The sequence below is a fragment of the Streptomyces sp. TRM70350 genome (genome assembly GCF_019219825.1).
Lineage (GTDB): Bacteria > Actinomycetota > Actinomycetes > Streptomycetales > Streptomycetaceae > Streptomyces.
The window spans coordinates 10,601-26,664 of the sequence record NZ_JAHUXH010000028.1 but is presented as its reverse complement, the minus strand read 5'-3'; the positions used below and the strand labels follow the sequence as shown (position 1 = coordinate 26,664).

General features: G+C 71.5%; 6 protein-coding genes. 2 read left to right on the top strand and 4 right to left on the bottom strand.

The features are described from left to right. Positions 1-10 precede the first annotated feature (10 nt). The 4 genes from KWI83_RS30035 to KWI83_RS30020 form a co-directional block, all read right to left on the bottom strand. Complete coding sequence (locus KWI83_RS30035) at positions 11-1,228, bottom strand: cytochrome P450 (RefSeq protein ID WP_218517526.1); 1,218 nt, start codon at positions 1,226-1,228, stop codon at positions 11-13. 31 nt (positions 1,229-1,259) lie between these two features. After that, complete coding sequence (locus KWI83_RS30030) at positions 1,260-2,435, bottom strand: acyl-CoA dehydrogenase family protein (protein WP_218517525.1); 1,176 nt, start codon at positions 2,433-2,435, stop codon at positions 1,260-1,262. 196 nt (positions 2,436-2,631) lie between these two features. After that, the gene (locus KWI83_RS30025) at positions 2,632-3,048 is read right to left on the bottom strand and encodes a nuclear transport factor 2 family protein (protein WP_218517524.1); all 417 of its coding nucleotides are present in this window, start codon (positions 3,046-3,048) and stop codon (positions 2,632-2,634) included. 158 nt (positions 3,049-3,206) lie between these two features. Continuing rightward, positions 3,207-3,584, bottom strand: a complete 378-nt coding sequence (locus KWI83_RS30020) for a nuclear transport factor 2 family protein (protein WP_218517523.1) — start codon at positions 3,582-3,584, stop codon at positions 3,207-3,209. Between the two features lie 206 nt (positions 3,585-3,790). Between KWI83_RS30020 and KWI83_RS30015 the strand changes: the two genes are divergently transcribed. After that, positions 3,791-9,301, top strand: coding sequence for a type I polyketide synthase (locus KWI83_RS30015; RefSeq protein WP_374106409.1), 5,511 nt, complete (start codon positions 3,791-3,793; stop codon positions 9,299-9,301). 73 nt (positions 9,302-9,374) lie between these two features. Next, complete coding sequence (locus KWI83_RS30010; protein WP_374106408.1) at positions 9,375-15,971, top strand: thioester reductase domain-containing protein; 6,597 nt, start codon at positions 9,375-9,377, stop codon at positions 15,969-15,971. The last annotated feature ends 93 nt before the right edge of the window (positions 15,972-16,064 follow it).

Sequence of the window (16,064 nt, the reverse complement as noted above, 5' to 3'; positions counted from 1 at the left end):
TCTCGACGGCTCACAGGGCAACAGGGAGCGACGGCAGACTGCGCAGCAGCCAGTTCTCCTCGAAGCGGATCTCCTCGCGGGGAACGGACAGCCTCAGGTTCGGGAAACGCCTGATCAGGGCGGGGACGGCAACGGAGGTCTCCAGGCGGGCCAGGGCCGCTCCCATGCAGTTGTGCAGGCCGTGTCCCAGCGCCAGATGGCGCGGACCCTCCCGGGTGATGTCCAGCCGCCGGGGATCCCGGTACTTCTCCGGGTCGTGGTTGGCCGACTGCAGACCGGCGACGACAGGGGTGCCGACGGGGACGGGAACCCCGCCCAGCTCCAGGTCTTCCTTGGCCAGCCGGAACAGGCCCACGCAGAACGCGCCGTCGTAGCGCAGGAACTCCTCGACCGCCGTGGCGGTGTGCTCGGGGTGTTCCGCCAGCAGCCGGTGCTGGTCCGGGTGGTCGAGCAGGCCGAGGACGGCGGAACCGATCAGGTTCCTGGTGGTGTCGATCCCCGCCATGATCATCAGAGCGACCATGGAGACGAGTTCGTCCTCGGTCAGCCGGTCCTCACCGTCCCGCGCCTGGATGAAGACGGACGTCAGGTCGTCGCCCGGGTTGCGCCGCTTCTCGACGATCAGCTCACGGCCGTAGATGACGATCTCCTCGAACGCGGCCGCCACTTCGGCCTCGTTGTCGGGGTTCGACGGGTCCGCGTGGAAGGCCCGCTCGATGGCGTGCAGCATGTCCTGGAACCGCGCCAGCGGGAACCCGAGGATCTCGCCCGTGACATCGGCGGGAATCTTGCTCGCGTAGTCCATCACGTCGGGGTTCTCGGACTGTCCGAGGCGGTCCAGCGCCTCGTTCACGATGCGCTCCACCGGCTCCTTCCAGGCAGCCGCGCGGCGCGGAGTGAACGCGCCCATGGCGAGCTTGCGGACCCGGGTGTGATCGGGCGGGTCGAGCACCGTGAGAATGCGTCCGATGAGGGTGCCGGCGCCGAATATCATGCCCGACTTCTTGAACTCCTCACTCCCCCACGCGACCCCGTCGTTGCTGAAACGCTGGTCGCTCAGCAGCGCCTTGACGTCGTCGTACCGGGACACGAACACCATCGGTACGTCACCGACGGGGAAGCGGAAGCGGTGGATGGGATCGTGGACGCGCAGCCAGTCGTACACCGTGTACGGGTCCTGGTAATAGGCGGAGTCGAACAGCACAGGGGCCTGCTGTGCCGTGGTCATGGCGGTCCTCCGAAGCATCGGATGAAATCGGTCAGATGTAGTCGGTGCCGGGCTCCAGGCCGAGCAGGACGCGGCCGTGCGCCTCCAGGGAGCTGACCGGCGTGAGCAGTCCGTGCAGGGCCAGCGCCTCGATGTCGCGGAAGGCCCGCTGGAAGGGATTGCTGCGCAGGATGGTGGACGCCGAACTGATGTTGTAAAGCGTCTCCACCGCTTCCTTGGTCGCCTGCACCACGTAGCCGACCTGGCCGCGGACGGTCGCCTTCTCCAGCACCGTCATCTTCTCGCCGAGGTCCGCGCGGTCCTGCATCACCCGCAGCCAGTCCCGGGAAAGCGCCTCACAGGACGCGATCCTGTTCGCCGCGTGGGCGACCTGGATCTGCGTGTGCGGGTGTTCGCGCTGCTCGGTCCAGTTCGTGTACGTGATGCCCTTGCCGGGCAGCCGCTCGACGAACAGTTCCAGCGCTGCCCTGGCGATGCCCAGGTAGACCGGCGCGCATGTCGCCAGCACATAGCTGGTGAGGTTGTAGTTGCGGCCCTTCACGTCGGCGTTCCAGCGATCGCGGGTGGAGGCGTCGAACACCGCGCCGTCCACCACGCGATGGGCGGGCACGAAGACGTCCTTCACCGTCGAGGTCGCGCTGCCCGTGCCGCCGGCGCCGAACACGTCCCAGTCGTCGGCGACCGTGACGTCCTCGATCGGCACCAGGGCGAACAGCTCCTCCTGCCGCCCGTCGGGGTGCTCGACGAGCGCCGCGTGCACATTCCACTGCGCCCCGCGCACGCCCGTGTTGAACCGCCAGGTGCCGTTGAGGAGGTAGCCGCCCTCGGTGGGGACGAGCGTGCCCGAGGGGGTGAACCCGCCGGAGATCCGGACGGAGCCGTTCGCGAAGACCTCCTCCTGGGCCCGGTCCGGGTACAGCGTGGCGATCCAGGCCGTGGACACCCACACCATGGAGACCCAGCCCGTCGAGCCGCAGCCCCGGGCGATCTCGGCGAGAATCGCCGCCTGCTGCTCCACCGGCAGGTCGAGGCCGCCGAAGCGTTCGGGCACCGCGGTGCGGAATACTCCTGCCTTCTCGAGAATGTCGATGTTCTCGTCGACGATCCACCGTTCGTTCTCGGTGTCCCCGGCATTCTTGCGGAGCGCGGGCACCGCGTTCCTGACCGCCTCAAGAACATCGATGGCACGAGTATCGAGCTGAGCCATTCTTCCTCCGACGTAGTATCTGCTGGACCGTGCGCGAGGATTCGGCGGTCCAGTGATCGTGTGCCACAGTAAGTACGCCGCTCAATTCACCGCCCACTTGTCGGCAATGAAGTGTTCATCGGCCGGAAAAACACCGGTCCCCCCGCGCCGGTCCGGAGTCGGGTCGGCGCGCGGGGACGTTGCCCGGAAGCCGCCTCTATTCCGGCAGCAGCCCCCCGGTCACCGGCCGGTCGATGGCCATCAGCCAGCGGCCGTCCTCGCCGCGGCGCAGGACATCCGTGCAGTTGCCCTCCAGGTGCATGGGCTTGCCGTCGGCGTCCGTGCCGTCGATGGTGAAGCGGACCCCGATCAGGGCCACGTCACCGGCCACGTAGGAATGCGTGACCTCCGCCTGGAGCACGGGCTTCGACGCGAGGAACTCCTTGAAGAACGCCAGCCGGGCGGCGCCGGTCAGCGGCTCGCCCGAGAAGTTGGAGATCGAGTCCTCGCGGTACAGCTTGTCGAACAGCTCGCCGTCGCCCGAGTTGAACACCTGAAGAAAGATCTCGTTCTGCAGGTCGGTGTCGTCGGTGAGATCCGGATTGTCGAAATCGATGTCGACGGTAATGGCCATGGAAGGAAGACCCCCAGGTTCTGACAGCAGAGGCAGCAGAGGCTGAATGCAGAAGCTCGATGCAGAGGCTCGATGCGGTGAGCGAGAGGCGCCGAGCGAGAGGCGCCGAGCGTGAGGCGGTGTCCGCCGGCGTCGGCCGCGCGGCCGGTCGGTCCGGCTCACTGACCGCCGTACGGATCGTCGACGGCGTAGCGCCAGTTGCCGTCCGCGCCCAGGCGCAGGACGTCGGCGCCGACGCCGGACAGCCGCTCCGGCCTGCCGTCGGCGTCCGTGGTGTCGATGGTCCAGTCGACGATCAGCAGGGCGGTGTCGCCGGCGACGAAGGACTGCCGCGGAACGGCCGTCATCTTCGGGCCGCGGGCGAGGAATTCCCTGACCGCCTCGATCCGGGCCTGCCCCGTGAGGGGGACGCCCGGCTCCCAGACCGCGACGGCGTCCTCGGTGTACATCGCGTTGACCGCGTCCAGGTTCCCCGCGTTGAACGCCTCCACGTACAGCGCCGTGTGTTTCTCCACGTCATTCGTGAGCTGCGCCATGAGAACGACTACCCCTTTCCCGCCCGGAAAACCGTTGTGGAATATTCTGACGGACCTTCCGCAGAGTAATGGGGCGTCAGCAACCGGCCGCTCATCGGGAAGTAACATCACGGCCATCGACCCGAAGGAAGTCGATCGATTACCAGGACATTCCCGGGTTTCCCTATCTTTCACTTTCATTCGGACTTCACACTGGGGAGCTGAGAATCATGGCGGGCGAGGAGAAACTCCGCGACTACCTCAAGCGAGCCATCGCCGATGCCCGTGACGCACGCAGTCAGCTGCGCGAGATCGAGGACAGGCAGCGTGAGCCGATCGCGATCGTCGGGATGGCCTGTCGCTTCCCGGGGGGCGTGGCCTCGCCGGAGGACCTGTGGCGGCTGGTGGCCGACGGCGTGGACGCGGTGACTCCGTTCCCCGACAACCGGGGCTGGGACCTCGAACGGCTCTACGACCCCGATCCGGAGCGGGCGGGGACCAGTTACGGCCGCGAGGGCGGCTTCCTGCACGACGCCGACCTCTTCGACGCGGCGTTCTTCGGGATGTCACCGCGTGAGGCCCTGACCACCGACCCGCAGCAGCGACTGCTCCTGCAGACGGCGTGGGAGGCGTTCGAACGCGCCGGCGTCGACCCCAGGTCGCTGCGCGGCAGCCGCACCGGGGTGTTCACGGGTGTGATGTACAACGACTACGGCTCACGTCCGGGCCTGCCTCCGGAGAACGCCGAGGGCTATCTCTTCAGCGGCAGCGCGGGCAGCATCGCCTCGGGCCGGCTGTCCTACACGTACGGCCTGGAGGGCCCCGCCGTCACGGTCGACACGGCGTGCTCGTCCTCGCTGGTCGCACTGCACCTGGCGGCCGGTGCGCTGCGCAGGGGGGAGTGCGAACTGGCGCTGGCCGGCGGTGCGACCGTCATGTCGACGCCGGTGGCGTTCGTGGAGTTCTCGCGGCTGCGGGGGCTGGCGCCGGACGGCCGGGTGAAGTCGTTCGCCGCGGCGGCGGACGGCACCGCCTGGTCCGAGGGCGTGGGACTGCTGCTGCTGGAACGGCTGTCCGACGCCCGCCGCAACAACCACCGCGTCCTCGCCGTCGTCCGCGGCTCCGCCGTCAACCAGGACGGCGCCAGCAACGGACTCACCGCACCCAACGGCCCCTCCCAGGAACGCGTCATACGCCAGGCACTCGCCGACGCCGGCCTCACCGAAGCCGACATCGACGCCGTCGAAGCGCACGGCACCGGCACCCGCCTCGGCGACCCCATCGAAGCCCAAGCCCTGCTCGCCACCTACGGCCGACGACGCCCCAAGGACCGCCCCCTCCACCTCGGCTCCCTCAAGTCCAACATCGGACACGCGCAGGCCGCGGCCGGTGTGGGCGGAGTCATCAAGATGGTGGAGGCGATGCGGCGCGGGGTCCTGCCCCGGTCCCTGCACATCGACGCGCCCACCCCGATGGTCGACTGGGCCTCAGGAGCCGTGGAACTCCTCACCCACCAGCGCGACTGGCCGGAGACCGGTCATGCCCGCCGTGCCGGTGTCTCGTCCTTCGGATTCGGCGGGACGAACGCGCATGTGATCCTGGAGCAGGCGCCCGAGGAGACCGAGCCCCCGGCCACAACGGGAACCCACACCCCGACCGTCCTGCCCTGGCTGCTGTCCGCCAAGTCCGAACCGGCCCTGCGCGCCCAGGCCCAGCGCCTGCTCACCCACCTCCAGGACCACCCCGAGCAGTCCCCCCTGGACATCGCCCACTCCCTCGCCACCACCCGCACCACCCACGACCACCGCGCCGTCATCACCGGCAACGACACCACCCAACTCCGCGAAGGACTCGCAGTCTTGGCGCAGGGGCGGAACGGGGCGGACGTCGTCTCCGGCACCGTCCGCCCGGGAAGCACTGCCTTCCTGTTCACGGGGCAGGGCGCGCAGCGCATCAACATGGGACGCGAGCTCTACGACGCCTTCCCCGCCTACGCCGCCGCCTTCGACGAGGTCACCGCAGCCCTCGACCCCCACCTACCCGTGCCCCTCACCGAAATCATCACCACCGGACACCACCTCCACGACACCACCAACACCCAACCCGCCCTCTTCGCCGTCGAAGTCGCCCTCCACCACCTCCTCACCACCTGGGGCATCCACCCCGACTACCTCACCGGCCACTCCATCGGCGAAATCACCGCAGCCCACCTCGCCGGCGTCCTCACCCTCCACGACGCCGCCACCCTCGTCACCACCCGAGCCCGACTCATGCAAACCGCCCCACCCGGCGGCACCATGATCGCCATCCAAGCCACCGAAAACGACATCACACCCCACCTCACCCCCCACCTCACCATCGCCGCCCACAACGCCCCCCACTCACTCGTCATCGCCGGCGACACCACAGCAGCACACCAACTCGCACAGAAAATGCGCGAACAAGGCCACAAAACCACGGAACTCGCCGTCAGCCACGCCTTCCACTCCCCCCACATGGACCCCGTCCTCGACGCATTCCACCGCGTCGCCCAAACCCTCACCTACCACGAACCACACATCCCCGTCGTGTCCAGCGTCACCGGGGAGCTCGTCCGTCCGGGGCAGTGGTCCTCGCCCGAGTACTGGGTGCGCCAGATCCGTGAGCCGGTGCGTTTCCTGGACGCCGTTCGCACGCTGGAGGACGCGGGGGTCACCACCTTCCTGGAGGTGGGCCCCGACAGCGTCTGCGCGCCGATGGCCGCCGACGGCCTGCGCGAGGCGAACGGCAAGGTGACCCTTTCGACCCTGCGCAAGGGTCGTCCCGAAGTGGGGACCCTGCTGACCGCGGTCGCGAACCTCCACATCGGAGGTACGGAGGTGGACTGGCCGGCGTACTTCACGGAGACGTCCGCGCGCACCGTCGAGCTGCCCACGTACGCCTTCCAGCACCAGCGCTACTGGCTGGAGCCGGTGAGCGGCACGGCGCACGGGACGGCGGGCGGCGGCCATCCGCTGCTGGGGTCCTCCATCGGCCTCGCCGACTCCTCCGAGGCGGTCTTCACCAGCCGACTCTCGCTGCGCACCCATCCCTCGCTCGCGCGGCACACCGTGCGGGGGGTGCCCGTGCTGTCGGCGCCGGCGCTGGTGGAGATGGCGGTCCGCGCCGGTGACGAGATCGGCTGCGCCGCCCTGGCCGACCTGCGGCTGGAGGCTCCGCTGGCGCTGCCCGCGGAGGGTGCCGTGCGGATCCAGGTCAGGGCGGGCGCGTACGCCGAGGACGGGCGGCGCGCGGTGGCGGTGTACGCCCGCCCCGACACGGCCGCCGACGCTCCCTGGACCCTCCACGCGCACGGTCACTACCTGAGCGACGACTCCCCGGCAGGCCCCGCGGGCGACGGACCGGCCGGCGCCACGACCGCCGGTGCCGACGTGACAGTCCCGGAGGACCTGGCGGCGGAGGCCGCGCGGTACGCCCTTCATCCCGCTCTGTTCGAGGACGTCCTCGCCGACCGCTCCACCGTGGCACTGGACGGCAGTGTGGCCGTGCCCGGCACATGGCGCGGGGTGCGGGTCCACGCCACCGGCGCCACCGCCGTGCACGCGCGCATCACCGAGCTGGACGAGCGGACGATCGCGCTGCGGCTCACCGACGCACAGGGGCAGTTGGTCGCCACGGTCGACTCGATCGAGTTCCGCGACATTCCCGCCGACCGGTTCCGCGCGGCACCGGGCGAGGGCGCCGACGGACTCTTCGCCGTCGAATGGCGTCCGGCGGCCCCGGCGACCGGTGCGCGAGGCGTGCGCTGGGGAGTGCTGCGTACGGCGGGTTCCGGGCTGCCCGCTCCGTTCGGCGACGATGTCCTCAAGGAGTTCGACGACGTCCTCGAGGAGTACGAGGAGTACGAGGAGTACGCGGACGTGGCCGCTGCCGCCTCCTCGGCCGGCCGGGTCGACGCGGTGGTGCTGCCCTGGCCGTCCCACGCCTCCCCGCTCGGCGGTACGACGCGGGCGCTGCACGTCCTGCGCGCGTGGCTGGCCGACGAACGGCTGGCCGGGACTCCGCTGGTCGTGCTGACCCGGGGTGCGGTGGCGGCGCTCGACGCGGACGTGCCGGACCCCGCGAGCGCGGCCCTGTGGGGCCTGGTGCGGTCCGTGCAGTCGGAGACACCGGACCGGGTCGTCCTCGTGGACGCCGAACGGGAGGCCCCCGCCGAGTCGCTGTCGGCGGTCCTGGCCACCGGCGAGCCGCAGGCCGCCCTGCGCGGCCGCGAGGTGCTGCTGCCCCGGCTGCGGCGCGTCCCGGCCGCCACCGGGCCTCTGGACACGCCGTCCTGGGACCCGGCGGGCACCGTACTGATCACCGGCGGGACCGGAACCCTGGGCAGCCTGGTCGCCCGGCATCTGGCGGGGGACCACGGCGTCCGGCACCTGCTCCTCGCCAGTCGGAGCGGGGAACAGGCCCAAGGAGCCGCGGAGTTGGCGGCCGATCTGAAAGAGCTCGGGGCCGAGGTCACGATCGCCGCCTGCGATGTCACCGACCGTGCCGCGCTCGCCGAGCTGCTGGCGGACATCCCCGCCGATCACCCGCTGACCGGAGTCGTGCACACGGCGGGCGTCCTCGACAACAGCCTGTTCGAGGCGATGACACCGGACCGGCTGCGGACGGTGCTGGGCCCGAAGGCCGAGGGTGCCTGGCACCTGCACGAGTTGACGCGGGACGCGGACCTGGCCGCGTTCGTCCTGTTCTCCTCCACCGTGGGAGTGTTCGGCGGCCCCGGGCAGTCCAACTACGCGGCGGCCGGCGCCTACCTGGACGGGCTCGCCCACTACCGGCGGGCGCAGGGCCTCCCGGCCGTCTCCCTCGCCTGGGGCATGTGGGAATCGGACGGGCCCGACACCCACCCGGACGGGACCGACACCCACCCGGCCGGGACCGACAGCCACCCGGCCGGGACCGACGCCCACTCGGCCGGTATCAACTCCCGGCTGGCCGGTATCAACGCGCAGCTGACCCAGAAGGACCTTGAGCGGTTCGTGCGCAGCGGGTTCAGGCCCATGACCCGGGCGGAGGGGCTGGCGCTGTTCGACCGGGCGCTCGCCGCGGGCGTCGCGGCGCCCGTGGCCACCCCGCTGAGCCTCGCCGACCTGGGGAGCGGGTCCCAGGTCCCGCCGCTGCTGCGGACGTTGACGGAGGGCGGCGGTCCGGCGCGGCGCGCGGCGAGCCCCGCGGCGGTCTCCTCCGCGTCGGCCGCAGACCGGCTCGCCGGGGCGTCGGCGGCGGAGCGCGAGGAGTGGGCGCTGTCGCTGGTGCGCACCGAGGTGGCCGCGGTCCTCGGGCACGCCTCCCCGGACGCGGTGGCGGCCGACCACTCGTTCCAGGAGCTGGGCTTCGACTCGATGACCGCGGTGGAGCTGCGCAATCGGCTCAACGCGGCAGCCGGAGCCCGGCTGCCCGCGACGATGGTCTTCGACCATCCCACCCCCACCGCGCTCGCCGCCGCGCTGCTGGAGCACGTGGCGCCGCGGGACGGCGCCGGCCGGGGCGTCCTGGCCGAACTGGACAGGCTGGAAGCACTGCTGGACACCGCACCGGAGCCGGAAGCCGAACGCGCCGAGGTCGCCGCACGGCTGCAGGCGCTCGTGGCGAAGCTGACGCCGGCGCAGGGGGCCTCCGAAACCGCTGAGGGCCTGGAGACCGCGTCGGCGGACGAACTCTTCCGTTTCATCGACTCTCAGCTCGGCCGATCCGCCGGCTGACGGTGCCGGCCAACCGTGTGCCTCAAGGAGAAATCGATCCCGTATGTCCAATGAAGACAAGCTCGTCGAGTACCTGAGGCGGGTCACCGCCGATCTCCACAAGGCCCAGCAGCGGCTCGCCGAACTGGAGTCGGGCGCCGGCGAACCCGTGGCGATCGTCGGGATGGCCTGTCGCTTCCCGGGGGGCGTGGCCTCGCCGGAGGACCTGTGGCGGCTGGTGGCCGACGGCGGGGACGGGATCACCGCGTTTCCGACGGACCGCGGCTGGGACCTCGACGGGCTCTATGCCCCGGACCCGAACACGCCGGGCACCTCCTACACGCGCGAGGGCGGCTTCCTGCACGACGCGCCCCTCTTCGACGCGGGGTTCTTCGGCATCTCCCCGCGCGAGGCCCAGGCGATGGACCCCCAGCAGCGGCTGCTGCTGGAGACCGCCTGGGAGACCTTCGAACACGCCAGGATCGATCCCGCCGGTCTGCGGGGCAGCCGTACCGGTGTCTTCGCGGGCGTGGTCGAGCAGAGCTATCTGGGGCTGGAAGGGCCCGAGGAGTTCGAGGGGTACCTGCTGACCAGCAAGCTCAGCAGTGTGGCGTCCGGCCGTATCGCCTACACCTTCGGCCTGGAGGGGCCGGCGATCTCCGTCGACACGGCGTGTTCGTCCTCGTTGGTCGCCCTGCATCTGGCGATGCGGTCACTGCGGTCGGGCGAATCCACGCTCGCGCTGGCCGGCGGGGTGACGGTGACGGCGACGCCGAGCGGGTTCGTCGACTTCTCCCGGCAGAGCGGGCTGGCGCCGGACGGCCGGGTGAAGTCGTTCGCCGCGGCGGCGGACGGCACCGCCTGGTCCGAGGGCGTGGGACTGCTGCTGCTGGAACGGCTGTCCGACGCCCGCCGCAACAACCACCGCGTCCTCGCCGTCGTCCGCGGCTCCGCCGTCAACCAGGACGGCGCCAGCAACGGACTCACCGCACCCAACGGCCCCTCCCAGGAACGCGTCATACGCCAGGCACTCGCCGACGCCGGCCTCACCGAAGCCGACATCGACGCCGTCGAAGCCCACGGCACCGGCACCCGCCTCGGCGACCCCATCGAAGCCCAAGCCCTGCTCGCCACCTACGGCCGACGACGCCCCAAGGACCGCCCCCTCCACCTCGGCTCCCTCAAGTCCAACATCGGACACACCGTCGCCGCCGCCGGTGTGGGCGGAGTCATCAAGATGGTGGAGGCGATGCGGCGCGGGGTCCTGCCCCGGTCCCTGCACATCGACGCGCCCACCCCGATGGTCGACTGGGCCTCAGGAGCCGTGGAACTCCTCACCCACCAGCGCGACTGGCCGTCCGGGCAAGCGCCTCGCCGCGCGGCGGTGTCCGCGTTCGGCGTGAGCGGGACAAACGCGCATGTGATCCTGGAGCAGGCGCCGGAGGAGTCCGAGCCCCCGGCCACAACGGGAACCCACACCCCGACCGTCCTGCCCTGGCTGCTGTCCGCCAAGTCCGAACCGGCCCTGCGCGCCCAGGCCCAGCGCCTGCTCACCCACCTCCAGGACCACCCCGACCAGTCCCCCCTGGACATCGCCCACTCCCTCGCCACCACCCGCACCACCCACGACCACCGCGCCGTCATCACCGGCAACGGCACCACCCAACTCCGCGAAGGACTCGCAGTCTTGGCGCAGGGGCGGAACGGGGCGGACGTCGTCTCCGGCACCGTCCGCCCGGGAAGCACTGCCTTCCTCTTCACGGGGCAGGGCGCGCAGCGCATCAACATGGGACGCGAGCTCTACGACGCCTTCCCCGCCTACGCCGCCGCCTTCGACGAGGTCACCGCAGCCCTCGACCCCCACCTACCCGTGCCCCTCACCGAAATCATCACCACCGGACACCACCTCCACGACACCACCAACACCCAACCCGCCCTCTTCGCCGTCGAAGTCGCCCTCCACCACCTCCTCACCACCTGGGGCATCCACCCCGACTACCTCACCGGCCACTCCATCGGCGAAATCACCGCAGCCCACCTCGCCGGCGTCCTCACCCTCCACGACGCCGCCACCCTCGTCACCACCCGAGCCCGACTCATGCAAACCGCCCCACCCGGCGGCACCATGATCGCCATCCAAGCCACCGAAAACGACATCACACCCCACCTCACCCCCCACCTCACCATCGCCGCCCACAACGCCCCCCACTCACTCGTCATCGCCGGCGACACCACAGCAGCACACCAACTCGCACAGAAAATGCGCGAACAAGGCCACAAAACCACGGAACTCGCCGTCAGCCACGCCTTCCACTCCCCCCACATGGACCCCGTCCTCGACGCATTCCACCGCGTCGCCCAAACCCTCACCTACCACGAACCACACATCCCCGTCGTGTCCACACTGACCGGTCGTATCGCCACGGGCGACGAGTTGCGCACCGCGGGCTACTGGACCGACCAGCTGCGCGGCACCGTCCGTTTCGCCGACAGTGTGCGGACCCTCGCCGAGCAGGGCGTGACGGCGTTCGTCGAGGTCGGCCCCGACCAGGTCCTGGCCGCCCTGGCCCGGGAGACGGTCGACAGCCCCGACGTGCTGACCGTGGCGGCGCTGCGCCGCGACCGGCCCGAGGCGGAGACCGTGGTGGAGGCTCTTGGCCGGTTGCACCGGCACGGGGTGGCGGTGGACTGGCCGACGTTCTTCTCCGGCACCGGGGCCCGGCAGGTCGATCTTCCCTCCTACGCCTTCCAGCGCGAGCGTTACTGGGTCGAGTCCTCGGGCGACGGCGGTGACCCGGCCAGTCTCGGGCTGTCCTCGGGGGATCATCCGCTGCTGGGCGCGGCGGTCGGCGTGGCGGGCTCGGACGAGACGCTGTTCACCAGCCGGATCTCGCTGCGCACCCATGCCTGGCTGGCCGACCATGTGATCGCCGGCTCTGCCGTGCTGCCCTCGGCGGCTCTGGTGGAGTTGGCCGTCCGCGCCGGTGACGAGGTGGGCTGCACCGATCTGGACGAGCTGGTGACGCCCGTCCCGCTGGTGGTTCCCGAGCGGGGCGGTGTCCAGCTCCAGGTCGCGGTGGGCGCGCCGGACGCGTCGGGGCGCCGTACCGTCACCGTCCACGCGCGTCCGGACGACGGCGATCTGCCGTGGACCCGGTATGCGTACGGGTGGTTGAGCGTGCGGGCGCCGGGGCGCCCTGCCCGTCTCGACCAGTGGCCACCGGCCGACGCGGACCCGGTCGACCCGGCGGACGTCTACGCGCTGCTCATGGAGGCGGGGGTCCGGTACGGCCCCGTGTTCCGGGCGCTGACCCGTGCCTGGCGGCGCGGTGACGACGTTTTCGCCGAGCTCGGCCTGGACGAGGCCGCGCGGGGCGACGCAGCGGAGCACCTGCTGCATCCGGCCCTGCTCGACGCCGCCCTGCACGCGGCGCTGCCCGGGGCGGCCCGGCACGGGTCCGGGTCGGTGGCGGTGTGGCGTGGCGTACGGCTGTACGCACGGGGTGCCTCGGCGCTGCGGGCCCGGCTGACCCTCGGCGACGACGGCACCCTGGCGGTCCGCCTGGCCGACCGGGCGGGACTGCCCGTCGCCACGGTCGACGCCGTGACGATGCGGACGCTGGACGCGGGCGAGGTCTCCGATGCCATCACGCGGGCCGGGGACAGCCTGTTCCGGGTCGACTGGGCACCGCTGCTGAGCACGCCCGTGGAGCCGGTGCGGTGGGCGGCGCTGGAGCACGCCGCACCCGGGGCCCGGACGTTCGCGACGGTCGACGAAGTGGCAGCGGCCGTCGCCTCGGGGGCGCCGGTCGAGGCGGTGTTGTTGCGGGGTGCGTCACCCGCCAACGGCGTCCTCGACACGACAGCCGCCGCAGGCCCCGGCAGCGGCGACCTCGGCGCGACAGCGGAGGATGCGCCACCCCACAACGGCCACCTCGACACAACAGCGGATGCGTCACCCGGCAACGGCCACCTGGACACGACAGCAGGTGCGCCACCCCACAACGGCCACCTCCACACGACAGCCACCGCAGGCCCCGGCAGCGGCGACCTCGGCGCGGCGGCGCACGAGGCCGCACGGCGGGTGCTGCGCCTGGTGCAGCGATGGCTCGCGGACGACCGGCTGGCCGACACGCCGCTCGTGGTGGTCACGCGGGGCGCCATGGCCGTGCACGCGAACGAGTCCGTCGATCCGGGTGCGGCGGCGGTGTGGGGGCTGGTGCGTTCGGCCCAGTCGGAGGCGCCGGGCAGGATCGTGCTCGTGGACACCGACGCCGAGCCCGGCGAGACGGTCCGCGACCAGGTACTCGGCTGCGGCGAGCCGCAACTGGCCGTGCGCGACGGCCGGTTCCTCGTCCCCCGGCTGCGGCGCCCGGCCGAGGAGGCCGACGCGGCGGGGCAAGCGCGGTGGGAGGGCGGCGGAACCGTGCTCATCACCGGTGGCACCGGGTCTCTGGGGGCTCTGGTCGCCCGGCATCTGGTGCACAAGCACGGCGTCCGGCACCTGCTCCTGGCCAGCCGACGGGGCGAGCAGGCGGAGGGCGCGGCGGAACTCGCCGCGGAGCTGAAGGAGTTCGGTGCCGACGTCACGGTCGCCGCGTGTGATGTCGCCGACCGCGAGGAGCTGGCCGCGCTCCTGGCACGGGTACCGGCGGCGCATCCGCTGACCGCCGTCGTGCACACGGCCGGCGTCCTGGACGACGGCGTCATCGGCGCGCAGAGCCCCGAGCGGCTGGCCGCCGTCTTCCGTCCGAAGGCGGAGGCGGCCTGGCATCTGCACGATCTGACCCGCGACGCGGACCTGTCGGCGTTCGTCCTGTTCTCCTCCATCGCGGGTGTTGTGGGCGGTCCCGGCCAGTCCACGTACGCGGCCGCCAACTCCTTCCTGGACGGTCTGGCGCAGCACCGCAGGGCCCTCGGGCTCGCCGCCACCTCGCTCGCCTGGGGCCTGTGGTCGCAGGACGGCGGCATGTCGGGCGGGCTCAGCCAGACGGACCTGAACCGCATCGCCCGCAGCGGCTTCCGCCCCGTCACGGCCGAGACCGGCCCGGCCCTGCTGGACCGCGCCGTCGGACTCGGCTCGCCGACCCTGGTCGCGACTCCCGTGGACGTCACCGCCCTGCGGGACCTGGACGAGGTCCCGGCCCTGCTGCGCGGCCTGGTGCGTACGCCGCCGCGCCGCACGGTGCGCGACACCGGCACCGCCGCGGAACCGCTCGTGGAGCGGCTGGCCGCGCTGCCCGAGGTGGAGCGCCGGAAACTGGTGGCCGAGGAGGTCCTGGCCGAGGTCGCGGGCGTGCTCGGCCACGCGGACGCCGCGGCCGTCGCGCCGGACCAGCCCTTCCTCAAGCTGGGCTTCGACTCGCTGACGGCCGTGGAACTGCGCAACCGGCTCACCGCACGGGCCGGTGTCCGCCTGCCCGCCACGGTGGTGTTCGACCATCCGACACCGGCCGCCCTGGCCGGCCACCTGTCCGAACTGCTCGGCGGACGGACGCAGGGCCCGGCGGCCAAGACGGACGTCCCGGACTTCGCCGCTGAGGTGCGGCTGGCCGAGGACATCCGGCCCGCGGCCGATGTGGTGTCCGTGGCCGACGACCCCCGGCACGTGCTGCTGACCGGCGCCAGCGGTTTCCTCGGCGCCTTCCTGATGCGCGATCTGATGCGCACGACACGGGCGACGGTGCACTGCCTGGTGCGGGGTGAGGACGAGGCCGGGGCGCACGCCCGGCTGCGGGAGAACCTGGAACGCTACGGCGTCTGGGACGAGGTGGACGCCGACCGTCTCTCGGTGGTCGTGGGCGATCTGGCGCAGCCGCGGCTCGGGCTGGCCGAGGACGCCTTCGACCATCTGGCGAGGACGGTCGACGCCGTCTACCACAACGGCGCCCGGGTGCACTGGCTGCACCCGTACGCGACGCTCAAGGCGGCCAACGTCCTCGGCACGGAGGAGATCCTGAGGCTGGCGGCGCGCCACCGCACGGTGCCGGTGCACTACGTGTCGACCGTCGGCGTCTTCGACGGCACGGCGGCCAGGGGCGTACCGCTGCGGGTGACCGACCCGACCGGTCCCGCCGAGCGGCTGCCCAGCGGCTATCTGCAGAGCAAGTGGGTCGCCGAGCGGATCATCGGGATCGCCCGTGACCGGGGCCTGCCGGTGTCCGTCTACCGAGTGGACGTCATCTCGGGCGACCAGCGCAACGGCGCCTGCCAGACCAGCGATTTCGTGTGGCTGAGCATCAAGGGCCTACTGCAGGCGGGTGGGGTCCCGGCCGATGTCGGGGGTCGTTTCCACCTGCTTCCCGTGGACTACGTCAGCGCGGCCATCCTCCGCATCGCGAGCCGCCCCTCGGCCGCGGGCGGCACCTTCCATCTCTTCAACCCGAGTTCCATCAGCCTGCGGGAGTGCATTCGCCATCTGCGGTCGTTCGGATACTCGCTGACCGAGCTGGACTGGAACACCTGGCGGGCCCGCGTGCATGACGACCCGGCCAACGCCATGGCGCCGCTGCTGCACGCCTTCGAGATGATGACGGCCGACACCGACGCGTTCTATCCGCCCATGGACACAACGGAGACCGAGGCAGCGCTGGACGGCAGTGGCATCGTTTGCCCGCCGTTGACCCGAGAACTCTTCGAGAAGTACGTACGGTTCTTCGTCGAGACGGGGCACTTCCCCGCGGCAGGCTGACAGCAAGGGGCACGACGTCGACGGTTACCCAGTGATGAGCGGCCCGAGGATTCAAGAGCCTAGTTTTCCTGACAAGTCTCCCCCGAAGGGGTC

Bases quoted from the DNA above. Each gene is read 5' to 3' on its own strand.
- KWI83_RS30035 (WP_218517526.1), bottom strand. From the start codon at position 1,228: ATGACCACGGCACAGCAGGCCCCTGTGCTGTTCGACTCCGCCTATTAC.
- KWI83_RS30025 (WP_218517524.1), bottom strand. From the start codon at position 3,048: ATGGCCATTACCGTCGACATCGATTTCGACAATCCGGATCTCACCGAC.
- KWI83_RS30020 (WP_218517523.1), bottom strand. From the start codon at position 3,584: ATGGCGCAGCTCACGAATGACGTGGAGAAACACACGGCGCTGTACGTG.
- KWI83_RS30030 (WP_218517525.1), bottom strand. From the start codon at position 2,435: ATGGCTCAGCTCGATACTCGTGCCATCGATGTTCTTGAGGCGGTCAGG.